Source organism: Rhodococcus sp. UNC23MFCrub1.1, assembly GCF_000686025.1.
Lineage (GTDB): Bacteria > Actinomycetota > Actinomycetes > Mycobacteriales > Mycobacteriaceae > Rhodococcoides.
Genome location: NZ_JMLQ01000003.1, coordinates 610,942 through 627,891, shown reverse-complemented (window position 1 = coordinate 627,891; position 16,950 = coordinate 610,942). Strand labels below are relative to the sequence as shown.

Genomic DNA, 16,950 nt, shown 5'->3' with positions numbered 1-16,950 from the left:
CCTGTAGGGCGAGACCTAGGCAAATCCGGGTCTCACACAGCCTGAGAGGTGATGCATAGCCGAATGAGGCGAATTCAGTGATCCTATGCTGCCGAGAAAAGCCTCTAGCGAGCTGGTACACGGCCCGTACCCCAAACCGACACAGGTGATCAGGTAGAGAATACCAAGGCGATCGAGATAACTATGGTTAAGGAACTCGGCAAAATGCCCCCGTAACTTCGGGAGAAGGGGGACCCCTGCTGGTGATGGCTCTTGCTTTGTGAGCTGGTGTGGGTCGCAGAGACCAGTGAGAAGCGACTGTTTACTAAAAACACAGGTCCGTGCGAAGTCGTAAGACGATGTATACGGACTGACGCCTGCCCGGTGCTGGAAGGTTAAGAGGACCGGTTAGTTCCTTCGGGAGCGAAGCTGAGAATTTAAGCCCCAGTAAACGGCGGTGGTAACTATAACCATCCTAAGGTAGCGAAATTCCTTGTCGGGTAAGTTCCGACCTGCACGAATGGCGTAACGACTTCTCAGCTGTCTCAACCATAGACTCGGCGAAATTGCATTACGAGTAAAGATGCTCGTTACGCGCGGCAGGACGAAAAGACCCCGGGACCTTCACTACAGCTTGGTATTGGTGTTCGGTTCGGTTTGTGTAGGATAGGTGGGAGACTGTGAAGCATGCACGCCAGTGTGTGTGGAGTCGTTGTTGAAATACCACTCTGATCGTATTGGATACCTCAACCTCGGACCATGATCTGGTTCAGGGACAGTGCCTGGTGGGTAGTTTAACTGGGGCGGTTGCCTCCCAAAATGTAACGGAGGCGCCCAAAGGTTCCCTCAGCCTGGTTGGCAATCAGGTGTCGAGTGCAAGTGCACAAGGGAGCTTGACTGTGAGACTGACAAGTCGAGCAGGGACGAAAGTCGGGACTAGTGATCCGGCACCGGCAAGTGGAAGCGGTGTCGCTCAACGGATAAAAGGTACCCCGGGGATAACAGGCTGATCTTCCCCAAGAGTCCATATCGACGGGATGGTTTGGCACCTCGATGTCGGCTCGTCGCATCCTGGGGCTGGAGTAGGTCCCAAGGGTTGGGCTGTTCGCCCATTAAAGCGGCACGCGAGCTGGGTTTAGAACGTCGTGAGACAGTTCGGTCTCTATCCGCCGCGCGCGTCAGAAACTTGAGGAAGGCTGTCCCTAGTACGAGAGGACCGGGACGGACGAACCTCTGGTGTGCCAGTTGTTCCACCAGGAGCACCGCTGGTTAGCTACGTTCGGAAGGGATAACCGCTGAAAGCATCTAAGCGGGAAGCCTGTTCCAAGATGAGGTTTCTCACCCCCTCGAGGGGGTAAGGCCCCCGGCAGACCACCGGGTTGATAGGCCAGAACTGGAAGCCCAGCAATGGGTGCAGGTGACTGGTACTAATAGGCCGAGGACTTACCACAAAGAAGCTACGCGTCCACTGTGCAGTATCTGAGACAACACACGAGTTGGTCAGCAGATAACTGAAACCCGCACCACCTATCCATCACCAGCAGCACCGGTGACAGGGAACGTGTGTGCCTCGTGCTCTGTTGTTTCACAGAGTTTCGGTGGCCATAGCGGAGGGGAAACGCCCGGACCCATTCCGAACCCGGAAGCTAAGCCCTCCAGCGCCGATGGTACTGCACCCGACAGGGTGTGGGAGAGTAGGACACCGCCGAACAATCCGTTCCGAAAGGGGACCCATTCACATGGGTCCCCTTTCGTGTTTCTGCACTCCGATCGTGAGTGCGGCATGATGACACCACCGGTGACGAGCGGGAGAGCTCGGTCGCCGATCGATCGAAAGGAACCACCGTGCCGGAAGAGCCGTCATCGGAAGGTCGTACGTCCGATTCGGACCGCCGGCCGCCCGCGCGCGACAACCGGGCACCTCGCCGCGACAGCGCGGGGGAACGCGGGTCGTCCCGATCATCGGCCCCTCGCTCCGGTGACCGTTCCGGGAGCCAGGACGAACGTCGCCATACCGGCGACCGTGGGCGCTCCGGGGATCGATCGACGTCCGGCGACCGTCGGCAGGGTTCCGGCAGGGGCCAGGCACCCGACCGCACTCGAGGACAGGGTGCACCTCCCCGTCGTCGCGGCGGTGAAGGGAGCGCAGGTCCGCGCGCCGGCGGTGGGCGAGGCCCTGATTCTCGCGCTCCTCGTCCGGTCGAGCCCGATCTGCCGGACGACGTCGACGCGAAAGATCTCGAACCCGGGGTCCGTCGAGACCTGTTGAGCCTCGACAAGAGCAACGCGGAAGCTGTTGCACGACACATGGTCATGGTCAGTCAGCTGATCGGAGACGATCCCGCCGCAGCACTGCTGCACGCGCGAGCGGCGCGGCAGCGTGCCGGCCGCATCGCCGTGGTCCGAGAGACGGCCGGCATCGCCGCGTATCACGCAGGAGAGTGGGCGGAGGCTCTGTCCGAGCTCCGCGCCGCCCGCCGTATGGCCGGTGGGCCAGGCCTGCTGTCCGTCATGGCTGATTGTGAGCGGGGCCTCGGTCGGCCGGAGCGCGCCATCGAGCTCGGACGCAGCGACGAGGCTCGCCAGCTGACGGGTGACGATGCGTCCGAACTGCGCATCGTCGTCGCGGGTGCCCGCATGGACATGGGGCAGTACGACCAGGCGGTGGTGACGCTGCAGACTCCGGATCTCGAGGGAGATCGCACGGGGTCGGCTGCAGCGCGGCTGTACTACGCCTACGCCGACGCTCTCGTGGCCGCCGGTCGAGCGGACGACGGGGTGCAGTGGTTCCTCCGTGCCGCCGCCGCCGACGTCGAGGGTGAGACGGACGCCGAGGACCGAGTCGACGAACTGACCGGTCAGTGACCCGTCTGACCGACGCTCACGACGCCCTGCTGCTCGATCTCGACGGGACTCTGTACCGGGGTCCCGATCCGATCGACGGTGCCGTCGACATTCTCCGCGAGTGCTCCTCTCAGCTCTGCTACGTCACCAACAACGCCAGTCGGTCTCCCGCTCAGGTGGCCGAGCACCTACGCGATCTCGGTTTCCGTGCGCCCGACGAGTCGGTGGTGACGAGTTCCCAGGCGGCGGGGCGGCTTCTCGCTGGTCTCCTGCCCGCAGGTGCGTCCGTGCTGGTCGTCGGAACCGAGGCCCTCGAGGCAGAGGTGTCCGCCGCCGGCCTGGTGCCGGTTCGTACAGCGGACCCCACTCCGGCCGCGGTCGTCCAGGGACATTCCCCCGAGACGGGGTGGGCGAACATCGCCGAGGCGACCTACGCGGTCCGTGCCGGCGCACGCTGGGTGGCCACGAATGCCGACACCAGCCTGCCGACGCCTCGCGGTCTCGGGCCGGGAAACGGTGCCATGGTCGCGGCGGTCGCCGCAGCGACGGGGGCCACCCCGATCGTGGCGGGCAAGCCCGAGGCACCTCTCATGAAGGACGCGCTCGAGCGCAGCGGGTCGACCACGCCGCTGGTGGTGGGTGACCGTCTGGACACGGACATCGCGGGAGCCAACGAGGTGGGTGTGCCGTCACTCCTCGTGCTCACCGGAGTGAGCACCGTGCACGACGTGCTCACTGCCGTCCCGCACGAGCGCCCCACGTACCTCGCGTCGTCCCTGTCGGCTCTGCTCGAGGAGCCGGCCGCGTCTCTCGTTCCCTCCGAGCCTTCCGACACCTGGTCGGTGTCGCTGTCCGGTTCCGTGCTGCGAGTCGAGACCACGGGCGACGTCGACGCCGACGGCGACCTCTGGATCGAGGCACTGCGCGACGTTCTCCCCGCGGTCTGGGCGCTCGGCGGCTTCGACACCGTCGAGGGCGCGTCCGGTGCGGCTGCGGATGTCGTCGCGCGGTGGACCGCCTGACACTGACGGTCACCACCGCCGACCGACGTCGTCGGGGGTATCGGCTAGCGTTGTCCGCGATGAGCACGCCCGTTCCCCGCCCCGGTCAGCACTTGCCGTCGCACTCCGATGTCGAGGGCACGTCCGTCGATCCCGACGCCGTCGTCTCGGCTGTCGACGCGCTGGTCGCTGAGGCGGACGTGGCGGCGTCGGCGCCGTTCGGCGAGGGTACGGACGACCCGCACGGCCTGGTCACGCTGACGCGGCAGGCCCGCATCCTCGACCGCGCGCACGAGGTACTCGTCGACGCGCTCGCGTCCGTGGACATGAACTGACATGGCTCGTCGCGCTCGGGTGGACGCGGAACTCGTCCGCCGCGGTCTGGCCCGATCTCGGGATCACGCCTCGGAGCTCATCTCGGACGGTCGAGTGCTGATCGCCGGCACCGTGGCCACGAAGCCCGCCACCGCGGTCGAGCCCGGCACGGCGCTACGGGTCACCGAGGTCTCCGACGAGGTGTCGTGGGCCTCTCGAGGTGCACACAAGCTACTGGGCGCGCTCGCCGCCTTCGAGCCACGCGGTGTCACGGTGGAGGGCGCGCGGTGTCTCGACGCGGGTGCGTCCACCGGTGGGTTCACCGACGTGCTGTTGTCCAAGGGTGCACGCGAGGTCGTGGCGGTCGACGTAGGCTACGGACAGTTGGTGTGGCGGCTACGGACCGACGAGCGGGTGCGAGTCCTCGACCGTACGAACGTCCGCGGCATCGATGCCGAGGCCATCGGCGGGCCGGTCGACCTCGTGGTCGCCGACCTGTCCTTCATCTCGTTGGTTCTCGTACTCCCGGCGTTCGCCGCGTGTGCCCGTCCGGGTGCCAGCATCCTCCCGATGGTCAAGCCCCAGTTCGAGGTCGGCAAGGATCGCGTCGGTGCAGGGGGAGTGGTCCGTGATCCCGCCCTGCGCGCAGATGCGGTGCTGGGAGTCGCGCGCGCCGCGGCCGACCTGGGCCTGGTCACGTCCGGTGTGGAGCCGAGCCCACTGCCCGGTCCGTCCGGCAACGTCGAGTACTTCCTGTGGCTCACCGTTCCGGGTCCGGACGACGATCCCAGCACAGCCCAGTCGACGTCCGTCGAGCAACTGGTGTCCGACGCCGTGGAGAAGGGGCCTCAGTGAGCGAGTCGACCGTGCCCGAGCGCACCATCCTGCTCGTCGCGCATCCGGGTCGCCCGGACATCGAGCAGACGGCTCTGCGCGCGGCGAAGGTGTTCCACGATCACGGGATCGCACTGCGCGTGCTCGTCGACGAGCACGACACGTCGCGGTTGGAGTCGACGTCGGGGATCGATGCGCTCTCCACACCGCAGTCCGACGTCTCCGTCGTGGAGTTCGGTCCGTCGGCGGCGGTGGGCTGCGAGCTCGTCCTCGTCCTCGGCGGCGACGGAACCTTCCTGCGCGCTGCGGAACTCGCGCGGGTGGCGTCCATCCCGGTGCTCGGCGTGAACCTGGGACGCATCGGATTCCTCGCCGAGGCGGAGGCCGACGATCTCGAGGAGACCCTGGCCATCGTGGTGCGCCGCGAGTACCGCATCGAACCGCGGATGACGCTGGACATCACCGTGCACGTCGACGGCGAGATCATCGAACGTGGGTGGGCGCTGAACGAGGCCAGTATCGAGAACGGGTCGCGGCTCGGGGTGCTCGAGGTGGTGCTCGAGGTGGACGACCGTCCGGTGTCCTCGTTCGGGTGCGACGGTGTTCTGCTGTCGACCCCCACCGGGTCCACCGCCTATGCGTTCTCGGCCGGTGGTCCGGTCGTGTGGCCGGAGCTCGAGGCGATCCTCGTCATCCCCAGTAACGCCCACGCGCTGTTCGCGCGGCCGCTGGTGACCAGTCCCGAGTCACACATCGCCATCGAGACCTTCGACGGCGGACACGACGCGGTGGTGTTCTGCGACGGCAGGCGCACCCTGCGCCTGCCCGCCGGTGCTCGCGTCGAGGTGGTGCGAGGATGTGAGCCGATCAAGTGGATCCGGCTCGACTCCGCGCCGTTCGCCGATCGACTCGTACACAAGTTCGCCTTGCCGGTCACCGGCTGGCGGGGGAGGGTGACGTAACCGACGTGTTGTCCGAAATTCGTATCGACGGCCTGGGAGTCATCGCCGAGGCGACGGCGTCGTTCTCGGAGGGTCTGACGGTGCTCACCGGTGAGACCGGTGCCGGCAAGACGATGGTCGTCACCAGCCTGCATCTGCTCTCCGGCGCGCGCGCCGACGCCGGGCGTGTCCGTGTCGGCGCCGACCGCGCGGTGGTCGAGGGTCGTTTCACCACCGACCACGTCACCGACCAGGTCCGCGGCGACGTGGAGCAGTTGCTCGAGTCCACCGGCGGTCGGCGCGACGAGGACGACAGCATCATCGCCCTCCGGACGGTCGGCAGCGACGGCCGATCACGTGCTCATCTCGGCGGCCGCAGTGTGCCCGCAGGCGTCCTGTCGGAATTCACCGGATCGTTGCTCACGGTGCACGGACAGAACGATCAACTGCGTCTGCAACGCAGTGATCAGCAGTTGGCCGCTCTGGACCGCTTCGCTGCGGACGCCATCGGGCCGCTGCTCGAGACGTACCGCACTCGCCGCTCGCAGTGGGTCGCTGCGGTGACCGAACTGCGGGAGCGGACGGAGAAGGCTCGCGAACTCGCGCGCGAGGCGGACCAGCTCACGTTCGCCCTGAACGAGATCGACGCGGTCGCACCGGCACCGCACGAGGACACCGACATCGCGGCGACCGTCCGGCGGCTCAGCGATCTCGACTCGCTCCGCGATGCGGCGTCCGCCGCGCACACGGCGCTCACCGGTGGCGACGACCCCGGCGACGTGTCCGTCATGGCGCTGTTGGGCGAGGCCCGCGATCGACTCGCCTCGACCGACGACGAGATTCTCTCGGCCGTCGGCCCACGACTCGCCGAGGCTATCGCGGTGGTGACCGACGTCGGAGCCGAGCTCACCTCGTACCTCGAGGATCTGCCCGCCGATCCGGAGTCACTGGACACGCTGCTCTCCCGTCAAGCGGAGCTCAAGAGTCTGACTCGCAAGTACGCCGCCGACGTGGACGGAGTGCTCGCGTGGGCGGAGGACGCACGAACCCGCCTGACGGGACTGGACGTCTCCGCCGACGCCGTGGCAGCGCTGACCGAGCGCGTCTCCACCACCGGTGCAGCGACCGCCGAGGTCGCACGCAAGCTGTCGGCCGCGCGGGTGAAGGCTGCGGCGAAACTGTCCAAGGCGGTCAGCGCCGAACTCGCCGGCCTGGCGATGGGCAAGGCCAAGCTGGACGTCGAGGTGCGCCCCCGCGCTGCGGGTGCGGACGATCGGTCGGCGCTGTCCGTCGACGGAACCGCGCTGCACGCCGGGTCGACCGGCACCGACGAGATCGAGTTCCGTCTGTCCGCGCACAGCGGTGCGCAGTCGCTGCCGCTCAACAAGAGCGCGTCCGGCGGTGAGCTCTCCCGCGTGATGTTGGCGCTCGAGGTGGTCCTCGCGCGATCGGATGCCGGAGCGACCATGGTCTTCGACGAGGTCGATGCCGGCGTGGGTGGTCGCGCCGCCGTGGAGATCGGCAAGCGGCTGGCACGCCTGGCCAGGACGCATCAGGTCATCGTCGTGACGCACCTCCCGCAGGTCGCGGCGTTCGCCGACACGCACCTGGTGGTGAACAAGACCGACGGAAAACGTGGCGGCCCCAACAGTGGTGTGCGCACTCTGACGGATTCCGAGCGTGTCGTGGAACTCGCGCGCATGCTCGCCGGGCTCGACGACACCGAGACCGGCCGGGCACATGCCGAGGAACTGTTGCGCACCGCGACGGCGGAACGGGAGTCCGCGACCGCCTGAGAGCGATGTGCTGGTGTGACTGATGTGAATGATGTGGTAGTTGTTACGGCGCGCCTCCGCCGATGCTGCCGTGTTGTTGTCCATCATCGTGTGCATGAAGATGCCGGCTCTGCTCTCGCGTAGTCATGACTCACTTCCCGGAGTCACGGGAATCGCTCGGGTCGATCGCTCCACGGCCAAGCTCCTGCGCCGTGTCGGTCCCGGAGACATCGTCGTTCTCGACGAACTCGACCTCGACCGGATCACCGCCGACCTGCTGGTACAGGCCGGCGTGACGGCCGTGGTCAACGCCTCCGCCTCGATCTCGGGGCGCTACCCCAATCTCGGTCCGGAGGTGCTCGTCGCCAACGGCATCGAGCTCATCGACGAGGTGGGCTCCGACGTCTTCAAGAAGGTCAAGGACGGTTCGAAGATCCGCCTGCACGACGGCAACGTGTACGCCGGGGAGCGACGTCTCGCCACCGGCACCGAGCAGTCCGAGGCCGACATCTCCGACCGCATGATCGAGGCCAAGTCTGGTCTGATCGATCACCTGGAAGCGTTCTCGGGCAACACGATCGAGTTCATCCGCACCGAGTCGCCGCTGCTGATCGACGGCGTCGGAGTGCCCGAGGTGGACGTCGACATGAACGGTCGTCACGTCGTGGTCGTCGCCGAGGGCACCGACCACGTGGCCGATCTCAAGTCGCTCAAGCCGTTCATCAAGGAGTACTCGCCGATCCTCATCGGTGTCGGCGCCGGCGCCGACACGCTGTCGGAGGCGGGATACCGCCCCGACCTGATCGTCGGCGACCCGGACGACGTGAGCAGCCGCACCCTGAAGTCCGGCGCCGAGGTGGTGCTCCCCGCCGATTCCGACGGCCACGCCAAAGGCCTCGAGCGCATCCAGGACCTGGGCATCGGAGCCATGACGTTCCCGGCCACGGGCACCCCGGCGGACCTCGCGCTCCTGCTCGCCGACCACCACGGCGCCTCACTCATCGTCACGGTCGGATGTGCCGCGTCGCTCGACGAGTTCTTCGACGCCAGCAAGCGCGCGGACACACCGTCGACGTTCATGACCCGACTCAAGGTCGGTCCGAAACTGGTGGACGCCAAGGCCATGGCGACGTTGTACCGCAGCCGGGTCTCCGGTGGCGCGGTGGCGCTGCTCGTCCTCGCAGCCCTCATCGCCGTCATCGCGGCGCTCGTCGTGACCAACGGCAGCGGTGCGACTCTGGACTGGGCGATCGAGACCTGGAACAGCTTCGCCCTGTGGGTGCAGGGGCTGCTTCAGTGATTTCGCTTCGTCAGCACACCATCTCGTTGATCGCGGTGTTCCTGGCGCTCGCGGTCGGAGTCGTCCTCGGCTCCGGCCTGCTGTCCGGTCGAGTGCTGTCCGGACTGCGCGACGACCGGGACGATCTGCAGACCGAGGTGAACGACCTGCAGTCGGCGAACAACGCACTCGGTGAGCAACTCAACGCCGCCGACGGTTTCGACGCGGCCGTCGCGACCCGGGTGGTCGCGGGAGCGCTGGCCGACCGCACCGTCGTGCTGGTCACCACGCCCGACGCAGACCCCGCCGACGTGGAGGGTGTGCAGCGCACCATCGCCGACGCGGGCGGGTCGGTGACCGGACGAGTGGGGCTCACCGAGGCGTTCGTGTCCGCCGCCAGCGGCGACGATCTCCGCACGCGCCTCACCAACGTGGTTCCCGCAGGCGCGCAACTGCGTACGGGATCGGTGGATCAGGGCAGCCTCGCGGGCGATCTGCTCGGTACGGTGCTGTTGCTGAACGCACAGACCGCCCAACCGCAGAGCACGCCGGAGGAACTGGGCCTGGCCCTCGACACCCTGCGCGGCGGCGGCTTCATCACGTACGACGACGGTGCCGTGGCACCGGCACAGCTCGCGGTGGTGGTCTCCGGACAGGCCGCCGACTCGGGTGAGGACGGCAACCGCGGCGCGATCGTGGCTCGCTTCGCCGGCGCTCTGGACGGACGCGGAGCCGGAACCGTGCTCGCGGGCCGTGCCGGTTCGGCCGAGGGCAGCGGTCCCATCGCGGTGGTGCGGTCGGATTCCGCCCTCGCAGCCGGGACCAGCACCGTCGACGACGTCGATCGCACGTCGGGGCGCATCACCGTCGCCTTGGCACTCGGTGAGCAGCTCGCCGGTGGTACGGGTCGGTACGGAACGGGTCCTGCCGCGACGGCCGTGACGGTCGGGGCGACCCCGAGCTAGGTACTCCAGCCGTCGTCGCCCGCGTGGTGTCGACCGAACTCGCGTGAAGGTGTTACCGTGAAGTCCCGTGGGTCGGCCAGGTTCCGAACCACTCGATGTTGAGCGATTCGCTCGCTGTCACCATCGGGTCGCACCGTCACGGGAGTCTCTTTGCAGTCACGCATTCACACGCGGGCCGACATCAAGCACATCTTCGTCAGCGGCGGCGTCGCGTCGTCGCTCGGCAAGGGGCTCACGGCCTCGAGCCTCGGTCAGCTTCTCACCTCACGTGGCCTTCGCGTCACGATGCAGAAGCTCGATCCCTACCTCAACGTCGATCCCGGAACGATGAACCCGTTCCAGCACGGCGAGGTCTTCGTCACCGAGGACGGCGCGGAGACCGACCTCGACGTCGGCCACTACGAGCGGTTCCTCGATCGGGATCTCTCCGGATACGCCAACGTGACCACCGGCCAGGTGTACTCCACGGTGATCGCCAAGGAGCGTCGCGGCGAGTACCTCGGCGACACCGTCCAGGTCATCCCGCACATCACCGACGAGATCAAGGCCCGCATCCTCGCGATGCGCGGACCGGATCTGCAGGGCCAGGAGCCCGACGTCGTCATCACCGAGATCGGTGGCACCGTCGGCGACATCGAGTCGCAGCCCTTCCTCGAAGCGGCGCGTCAGGTCCGCCACGACGTGGGCCGGGAGAACGTCTTCTTCCTCCACGTCTCGCTCGTTCCGTTCCTCGCGCCCTCGGGTGAGCTCAAGACCAAGCCGACGCAGCACTCGGTGGCGGCGTTGCGCAGCATCGGTATTCAGCCCGACGCGCTGATCCTGCGATCCGACCGCGACGTGCCGCAGGCCCTCAAGGCGAAGATCGCGCTCATGTGCGACGTGGACGTCGACGGGTGCATCTCCACCCCCGACGCGCCCTCCATCTACGACATCCCGCGCGTGCTGCACGGCGAGGGTCTCGACGCGTATGTCGTGCGGCAGCTCGGACTGCCGTTCCGGGACGTCGACTGGACCGTGTGGGGAACCCTCCTCGAGCGAGTGCACCAGCCTCGCGAGACGGTGCGCGTCGCCCTGGTCGGCAAGTACGTCGATCTGCCCGACGCCTACCTGTCGGTGACCGAGGCGCTGCGGGCCGGCGGTTTCGCCAACCGCGCGAAGGTCGAACTCGTGTGGGTGCAGTCCGACGACTGCGACACCGCGGCCGGCGCCAAGCTGGCGCTCGCCGACATCGACGCCGTGGTGATTCCCGGCGGCTTCGGCATCCGCGGTATCGAGGGCAAGCTCGGCGCGATCACCCACGCCCGGACGCACAAGATCCCGACGCTCGGGCTCTGCCTGGGTCTGCAGTGCATGGTCATCGAGGCGGCGCGGACCGTCGGTCTCACCGATGCGAACTCGGCCGAGTTCGAGCCCGAGACGACACAGCCGGTCATCTCGACGATGGCGGACCAGGAGCAGGCGGTCGCCGGCGAGGCGGACCTGGGCGGCACGATGCGCCTCGGGGCCTACCCCGCCACGCTCACCAAGGGGTCTGTGGTGTCGCAGGCCTACGGCAGCGAGTCCGTCTCCGAGCGTCACCGCCATCGCTACGAGGTCAACAACAGCTACCGCGACCGCATCGCGGAGAGTGGACTGCAGTTCAGCGGCACGTCCCCGGACGGCCACCTGGTCGAGTTCGTCGAACTGCCGCGGAGCGCGCATCCGTTCTTCGTCGGCACGCAGGCGCATCCCGAACTCAAGAGCCGGCCGACGCGGCCGCACCCGCTCTTCGCGTCGCTGATCTCCGCTGCGCTCTCGTACAAGTCCGAGGAGCGGCTGCCCGTCGACGTCCACGGTGACGAGTCCGTCACGGCGCAGCCGGCCGAACCCGCCGCGACGAAGGCCTGACCATGGCCGATCGTCACGAGTTCGAGATCCTCGAATCGTCCGTCGAGTACCAGGGTGCGATTCTCGCGCTCCGGCTCGACCAGGTGACGATGCCCGGCGGTCGTCGGGCCGAACGTGAGGTCGTCGAGCATCACGGTGCGGTCGCCGTGGTCGCGCTGGACGACGACGAGCGCATCGTGCTGATCAGCCAGTACCGGCATCCTCTGGGGCGTCGCCTGCTCGAGCTTCCCGCGGGTCTGTTGGACGAGCCGGGGGAGGATCCCGTCGAGGCCGCGAAGCGTGAGCTGACCGAGGAGACGGGGCTCGCCGCGGCGTCCATGTCGTTGCTGGTCGACGTGGCGGCGTCACCCGGGTTCACGGACGAGACCGTGCGGATCTACCTGGCCGACGAGGTGACCGAGGTCGATCGACCGGAGGCTCACGACGAGGAAGCCGACATCGAGCTCGTCCGCGTCCCGGTGGACGAGGCGGTGTCGCGCGTGTTCAGCGGCGAGATCGTGAACGCGTCGGCGGTGGCGGGAATCCTGGCGCTGGCGGCGGTGCGGTCACGCTCGGTTCCGTTGCGGCCGAGCGATGCACCCTGGCGTGATCGACCCACCGCGTTCGAGAAGCGCAAGGGCGCGCATGGCAGCTGACTCGCCGGGCGAGGTGATCGCGACCTATCTCGATCACCTCGCCGTCGAGCGCGGGTCAGCTCGCAACACCATCACCTCGTACCGCCGCGACCTCTCGCGCTACGCCAGCCATCTGGGTGAACTCGACCGGAACAGTCTCCGCGACGTCACCGAGGTGGACGTCGCGGAGTTCGTGACGGCCCTCCGGTCCGGCAACGAGCTGTTCCCGCCGCTGGCGGCGAGCAGCGCCGCGCGCACGGTCATCGCGGTTCGCGGAGTCCACCGCTTCGCGCTGGCCGAGGGCATCGTCGACGTCGACGTCGCTGCCGGGGTCAAACCGCCGGCGCCGGGCCGCCGGCTCCCGAAGTCGCTCTCCGTCGAGCAGGTGTTCGCGCTCCTCGATGCCGTCGCCGGGGAGGCCGCGGACACCCCGCGCGGTCTTCGCGACCGGGCGCTGCTCGAGCTCCTCTACTCCACCGGTGCGCGCATCTCCGAGGCCGTGGGACTCGACGTCGACGACATCGACTCCGAGTCGCGGTCCGTGGTCCTGCACGGCAAGGGCGGCAAGGAGCGCATCGTGCCCATCGGCCGTCCCGCACTCGACGCCTTCGACGCGTACCTCGTCCGTGGTCGACCCGCACTGGTGTCACAGGGCACGCCCGCGCTTCTGCTGAACGTGCGGGGCGGCCGGTTGTCACGCCAGAGCGCGTGGCAGGTCCTGCAGACCGCGGCGGAGCGCGCCGGGATCGGAGCCAGCGTCTCCCCGCACACGTTGCGGCACTCCTTCGCGACCCACCTGCTCGACGGCGGCGCGGACGTACGTGTGGTGCAGGAACTTCTGGGTCACGCCTCGGTGACCACCACGCAGATCTACACACTGGTCACCGTCACGACGTTGCGCGAAGTGTGGGCCGAAGCGCATCCGCGCGCACGGTAGCGTGTCCGCACGAAGCTGCACCCGACACGCGGTAGCGTTCAGGGGAACTGCAGCACGAGGTGAGGATGGAGGTCCGGTGGTGTCAGCGGCGCACGACGACGGAGCACTGTTCCGCACTCGTCAGCCCGAACCGGAACATCCGACCCTGGCCCACCCGTCGGGCATGGGTCCGACGGGGCGCCCGTATCGCGACATCCCGGATCCGCAGCCGCTGTCCTCGCACGGACCGGCGACGGTCATCGCGATGTGCAACCAGAAGGGCGGCGTCGGCAAGACCACGTCGACCATCAATCTGGGTGCGTCGCTGGCCGAGTACGGACGCCGAGTCCTGCTGGTCGACCTCGATCCGCAGGGCGCGCTCTCCGCGGGTCTCGGTGTGCCACACCACGAGTTGGACCTCACGGTGCACAACCTGCTGGTGGAGCCGCGGGTAGCGATCGACGACGTCCTCATGCGTACGCGGGTGGACGGGATGGACCTGCTCCCCAGCAACATCGATCTCTCCGCGGCCGAGATCCAACTGGTCACCGAGGTCGGCCGCGAACAGACTTTGGGACGCGTGCTGCACCCGATCCTCGATCGCTACGACTACGTCCTCATCGACTGCCAGCCGTCGCTCGGCCTGTTGACGGTCAATGCCCTCGCGTGCGCCGATTCCGTGCTCATCCCGATGGAGTGCGAGTACTTCAGTCTGCGCGGACTCGCGTTGCTCAACGACACCGTCGACAAGGTGCGCGATCGTCTCAATCCGCGGCTGAAGCTCGAGGGCATCGTGGTCACGATGTTCGACGCCCGCACGCTGCACTCGCGAGAGGTCATGAATCGCGTGGTCGAGGTGTTCGGCGACGTCGTCTTCGACACCGTCATCACGCGCACCGTGCGTTTCCCGGAGACGAGCGTCGCCGGCGAGCCGATCACCACGTGGGCGCCGAAGTCCGCGGGTGCCGACGCGTACCGGTCGTTGGCCCGCGAGGTCATCCACCGGGACACCGCACCCCAGTCTTGACCGACGGGACGGTCGTGACGGACACGACGGTCGGGGACGCGCCGACGCCCACCGGATTCCAGGTGCGGCTCACCAACTTCGAAGGCCCGTTCGACCTGTTGCTGACCCTGATCGGGCAGCACCGACTCGACGTCACCGAGGTCGCACTGCACACCGTCACCGACGACTTCATCGCGTACACCCGCGCGATGGGCGCGGAGATGGGTCTCGACCAGACCACCGAGTTCCTGGTGGTCGCGGCGACCCTGCTGGACCTCAAGGCCGCCCGCCTCCTGCCGTCGGGCGAGGTGGACGACGCCGAGGACCTGGCGTTGCTCGAGGTGCGGGACCTGCTGTTCGCCCGGCTGCTGCAGTATCGGGCCTACAAACAGGTGGCTCAGTTGTTCGGCGAACTGGAGAACGCCGCGCTGCGGCGCTATCCGCGATCGGTCTCGCTCGAGGACTCGTTCGCGTCGCTGCTGCCGGAGGTGTTGCTCGGTGTGGATCCGCGCCGCTTCGCCGAGATCGCCGCGGCGGCGTTCACCCCGCGCGAGGTGCCGACGGTCGGTCTCGGCCATCTCCACGCGTCGGCGGTGTCGGTCCCGGAACACGCGCGGGCGATCCTGGCGATGCTGCGCGACCGCGGAATGGGTGAGTGGGCGACGTTCGCCGACCTGGTCCGCGACTGCGAGGTCACCGTCGAGGTGGTCGCACGGTTCCTCGCGCTGCTCGAGCTGTATCGCGAGAAGGTCGTCGCGTTCGACCAACCCGAGGCGTTGGGCGATCTCGCGGTCACCTGGACCGGCGACGACGACGCTGCCGACATCGACCGGATGGACGTCTCGAGGATGGAGGACTACGGATGACAGCGAGCGAGGACGCTCCCGACGCCCTGTCGGACGCCGAGGTGCGCGCGGCGCTCGAGTCGGTGCTGCTCGTGGTCGACACCCCGGCATCCGTCCCGCAGCTCGCCTCGGCCCTGGACTGTGACGAAACGCGCATCCGGCAGGCGCTGACCGCCATGGCCGCCGACCTCACCGCCCGCGGCAGTGGCATCGACCTGCGGTTCGCCGGCGACGGGTGGCGTTTCTACACCCGCACCGAGTACGCGCCCTATGTCGAACGGCTCCTCCTCGACGGTGCGCGGTCCAAGCTCACCCGAGCGGCACTGGAAACCCTCGCTGTGATCGCCTATCGTCAACCGGTTACCCGCGCACGAGTCAGTGCTGTGCGCGGAGTGAACGTGGACGGCGTGATGCGCACTCTCCTCGCGAGAGGTCTCATCGCCGAGGCGGGTCCCGACCCGGACTCTGCGGCGACGCAGTACGTCACCACGGAAATGTTCCTCGAACGGTTGGGGTTGGCGTCACTGTCCGACCTCCCCGAACTTGCTCCGCTGCTTCCGGGCGTGGACATGATCGACGACATCAGTGACAGCATGGACTCCGATCCGCGGGTCCTGCGTGCCGAGCGTCGACGAGAGAACACCGAGTCGAACTCGACCACCGAGTTCGGCACCGACACCACAGACGAATAGGTAAGAAACGTGAACGACTCCGCTCGCCGTGATGGCACACCGGACCGGGACGGCGCATCCGACGCCTCCACTCCCGAACGACAGAAGAAGCGCCCCAACAAGAAGGTCGCCGCTGCTGCGTACAGCAAGCGCACCGAGAGCCGTAAGCCCGGCGGCAAGTCCGGGTACCCCCGGGTGGCTCCGAAGAACAGCGGCTCCAAGCCCGGCAAGTCGCCGAAGCCGGAGCGCAAGACGACGGCTGCTCCGACCATCAGCAACGCCAAGCCCGCCCGCCATCAGCACACCGACGGCCCGCGGCCGCACGTGGCTCCGGAGGACGGTGTGCGCTTGCAGAAGGTGCTCGCCCAGGCAGGTGTCGCCTCGCGTCGCGCCGCCGAGCAGCTCATCGACGAGGGACGCGTCGAGGTCGACGGCCGCATCGTCACCGAGCAAGGTGTCCGCGTCGACCCCGAGGTCGCGGTCGTGCGGGTGGACGGCACCCGTGTCGTCATCAAGGCCGATCTGGTCCACATCGCGCTGAACAAGCCGCGCGGATGGCAGTCCACGATGTCGGACGACCTCGGTCGGCCCTGCATCGGCGACATCGTCTCGGAGCGGGTCCAGGCAGGACAGCGGCTCTTCCACGTCGGCCGACTCGATGCCGACACCGAAGGCCTGATCCTGCTCACCAACGACGGCGATCTGGCCCACCGGCTGATGCACCCCTCCTTCGAGGTGTCCAAGACGTACCTCGCCACGGTGCAGGGTGTCCTGGACCGCGACGCGGGCAAGAAGCTGCGTTCCGGAGTCGAACTCGACGACGGACCGGCGAAGGTGGACTCCTACGCGGTGCTCGACGTGAACGAGGGCAAGACGCTCGTGAAGGTCGTGCTGCACGAGGGTCGCAAGCACATCGTGCGCCGACTGTTCGACTCGGTCGGGTTCCCGGTGAAACGCCTGGTGCGCACCGACATCGGGGCCGTCGCCCTCGGCGACCAGCGCCCCGGCACGCTGCGGGTGCTCGGTCGCGGCGAGGTCGGCAGTCTGTACGGGGCGGTCGGCCTGTGACCGCGTCGGA

15 protein-coding genes and 2 rRNA genes are annotated in these 16,950 nt (G+C 67.8%); all 17 read left to right on the top strand.

The window, feature by feature from the left end:
- Positions 1-1,430, top strand: a 23S ribosomal RNA gene (locus BR07_RS0110845); the annotation flags it as partial.
- A 143-nt stretch (positions 1,431-1,573) separates the two neighbouring features.
- Positions 1,574-1,690: ribosomal RNA gene (rrf, locus tag BR07_RS0110840) — 5S ribosomal RNA — on the top strand.
- A gap of 134 nt (positions 1,691-1,824) precedes the next feature.
- On the top strand, positions 1,825-2,844 hold the full coding sequence (locus BR07_RS26580; protein WP_442970313.1) for a hypothetical protein: 1,020 nt from the start codon (positions 1,825-1,827) through the stop codon (positions 2,842-2,844).
- Entirely contained in the window at positions 2,841-3,845 is a 1,005-nt protein-coding gene (locus BR07_RS0110825; RefSeq protein WP_027505470.1) for an HAD-IIA family hydrolase, read from the top strand. The genes BR07_RS26580 and BR07_RS0110825 overlap by 4 nt, the downstream gene beginning before the upstream one ends.
- 59 nt (positions 3,846-3,904) lie before the next feature.
- Entirely contained in the window at positions 3,905-4,159 is a 255-nt protein-coding gene (locus BR07_RS0110820; RefSeq protein WP_027505469.1) for a hypothetical protein, read from the top strand.
- Between the two features lies 1 nt (position 4,160).
- Positions 4,161-4,994, top strand: coding sequence for a TlyA family RNA methyltransferase (locus BR07_RS0110815; protein ID WP_027505468.1), 834 nt, complete (start codon positions 4,161-4,163; stop codon positions 4,992-4,994).
- Positions 4,991-5,935 carry an NAD kinase gene (locus BR07_RS0110810; RefSeq protein ID WP_027505467.1) on the top strand — a complete coding sequence of 315 codons (945 nt, stop codon included), beginning with the start codon at positions 4,991-4,993 and terminating at the stop codon, positions 5,933-5,935. Before BR07_RS0110815 ends, BR07_RS0110810 begins: the two co-directional genes overlap by 4 nt.
- A 5-nt stretch (positions 5,936-5,940) precedes the next feature.
- Positions 5,941-7,710: a DNA repair protein RecN gene (recN, locus tag BR07_RS0110805; protein WP_027505466.1), complete on the top strand. Its 1,770-nt coding sequence runs from the start codon at positions 5,941-5,943 to the stop codon at positions 7,708-7,710.
- A 94-nt stretch (positions 7,711-7,804) separates the two neighbouring features.
- On the top strand, positions 7,805-8,989 hold the full coding sequence (steA, locus tag BR07_RS0110800; protein WP_027505465.1) for a putative cytokinetic ring protein SteA: 1,185 nt from the start codon (positions 7,805-7,807) through the stop codon (positions 8,987-8,989).
- Positions 8,986-9,933, top strand: a complete 948-nt coding sequence (locus tag BR07_RS0110795; protein WP_027505464.1) for a copper transporter — start codon at positions 8,986-8,988, stop codon at positions 9,931-9,933. Before steA ends, BR07_RS0110795 begins: the two co-directional genes overlap by 4 nt.
- 150 nt (positions 9,934-10,083) lie before the next feature.
- Entirely contained in the window at positions 10,084-11,820 is a 1,737-nt protein-coding gene (locus tag BR07_RS0110790; protein WP_051613245.1) for a CTP synthase, read from the top strand.
- Complete coding sequence (locus BR07_RS0110785) at positions 11,817-12,455, top strand: NUDIX domain-containing protein (RefSeq protein ID WP_037185450.1); 639 nt, start codon at positions 11,817-11,819, stop codon at positions 12,453-12,455. Before BR07_RS0110790 ends, BR07_RS0110785 begins: the two co-directional genes overlap by 4 nt.
- The gene (gene xerD / locus BR07_RS0110780) at positions 12,445-13,371 is read left to right on the top strand and encodes a site-specific tyrosine recombinase XerD (protein WP_037185447.1); all 927 of its coding nucleotides are present in this window, start codon (positions 12,445-12,447) and stop codon (positions 13,369-13,371) included. Before BR07_RS0110785 ends, xerD begins: the two co-directional genes overlap by 11 nt.
- A 106-nt stretch (positions 13,372-13,477) precedes the next feature.
- On the top strand, positions 13,478-14,377 hold the full coding sequence (locus BR07_RS0110775; protein WP_051613290.1) for a ParA family protein: 900 nt from the start codon (positions 13,478-13,480) through the stop codon (positions 14,375-14,377).
- Positions 14,374-15,222 (top strand): segregation/condensation protein A, encoded by an 849-nt coding sequence (locus BR07_RS0110770; protein ID WP_051613244.1) that lies wholly within the window; start codon positions 14,374-14,376, stop codon positions 15,220-15,222. The genes BR07_RS0110775 and BR07_RS0110770 overlap by 4 nt, the downstream gene beginning before the upstream one ends.
- Positions 15,219-15,893, top strand: coding sequence for an SMC-Scp complex subunit ScpB (gene scpB, locus BR07_RS24165; RefSeq protein WP_051613243.1), 675 nt, complete (start codon positions 15,219-15,221; stop codon positions 15,891-15,893). The genes BR07_RS0110770 and scpB overlap by 4 nt, the downstream gene beginning before the upstream one ends.
- A gap of 9 nt (positions 15,894-15,902) precedes the next feature.
- Positions 15,903-16,940: a pseudouridine synthase gene (locus tag BR07_RS0110760; protein WP_081821205.1), complete on the top strand. Its 1,038-nt coding sequence runs from the start codon at positions 15,903-15,905 to the stop codon at positions 16,938-16,940.
- The last annotated feature ends 10 nt before the right edge of the window (positions 16,941-16,950 follow it).

What these genes read in the sequence shown, in the direction of transcription:
- BR07_RS0110820 (WP_027505469.1), top strand. Translation starts at nt 3,905, where the DNA reads ATGAGCACGCCCGTTCCCCGCCCCGGTCAGCACTTGCCGTCGCACTCC.
- BR07_RS0110815 (WP_027505468.1), top strand. Translation starts at nt 4,161, where the DNA reads ATGGCTCGTCGCGCTCGGGTGGACGCGGAACTCGTCCGCCGCGGTCTG.
- steA (WP_027505465.1), top strand. Translation starts at nt 7,805, where the DNA reads ATGAAGATGCCGGCTCTGCTCTCGCGTAGTCATGACTCACTTCCCGGA.
- xerD (WP_037185447.1), top strand. Translation starts at nt 12,445, where the DNA reads ATGGCAGCTGACTCGCCGGGCGAGGTGATCGCGACCTATCTCGATCAC.
- scpB (WP_051613243.1), top strand. Translation starts at nt 15,219, where the DNA reads ATGACAGCGAGCGAGGACGCTCCCGACGCCCTGTCGGACGCCGAGGTG.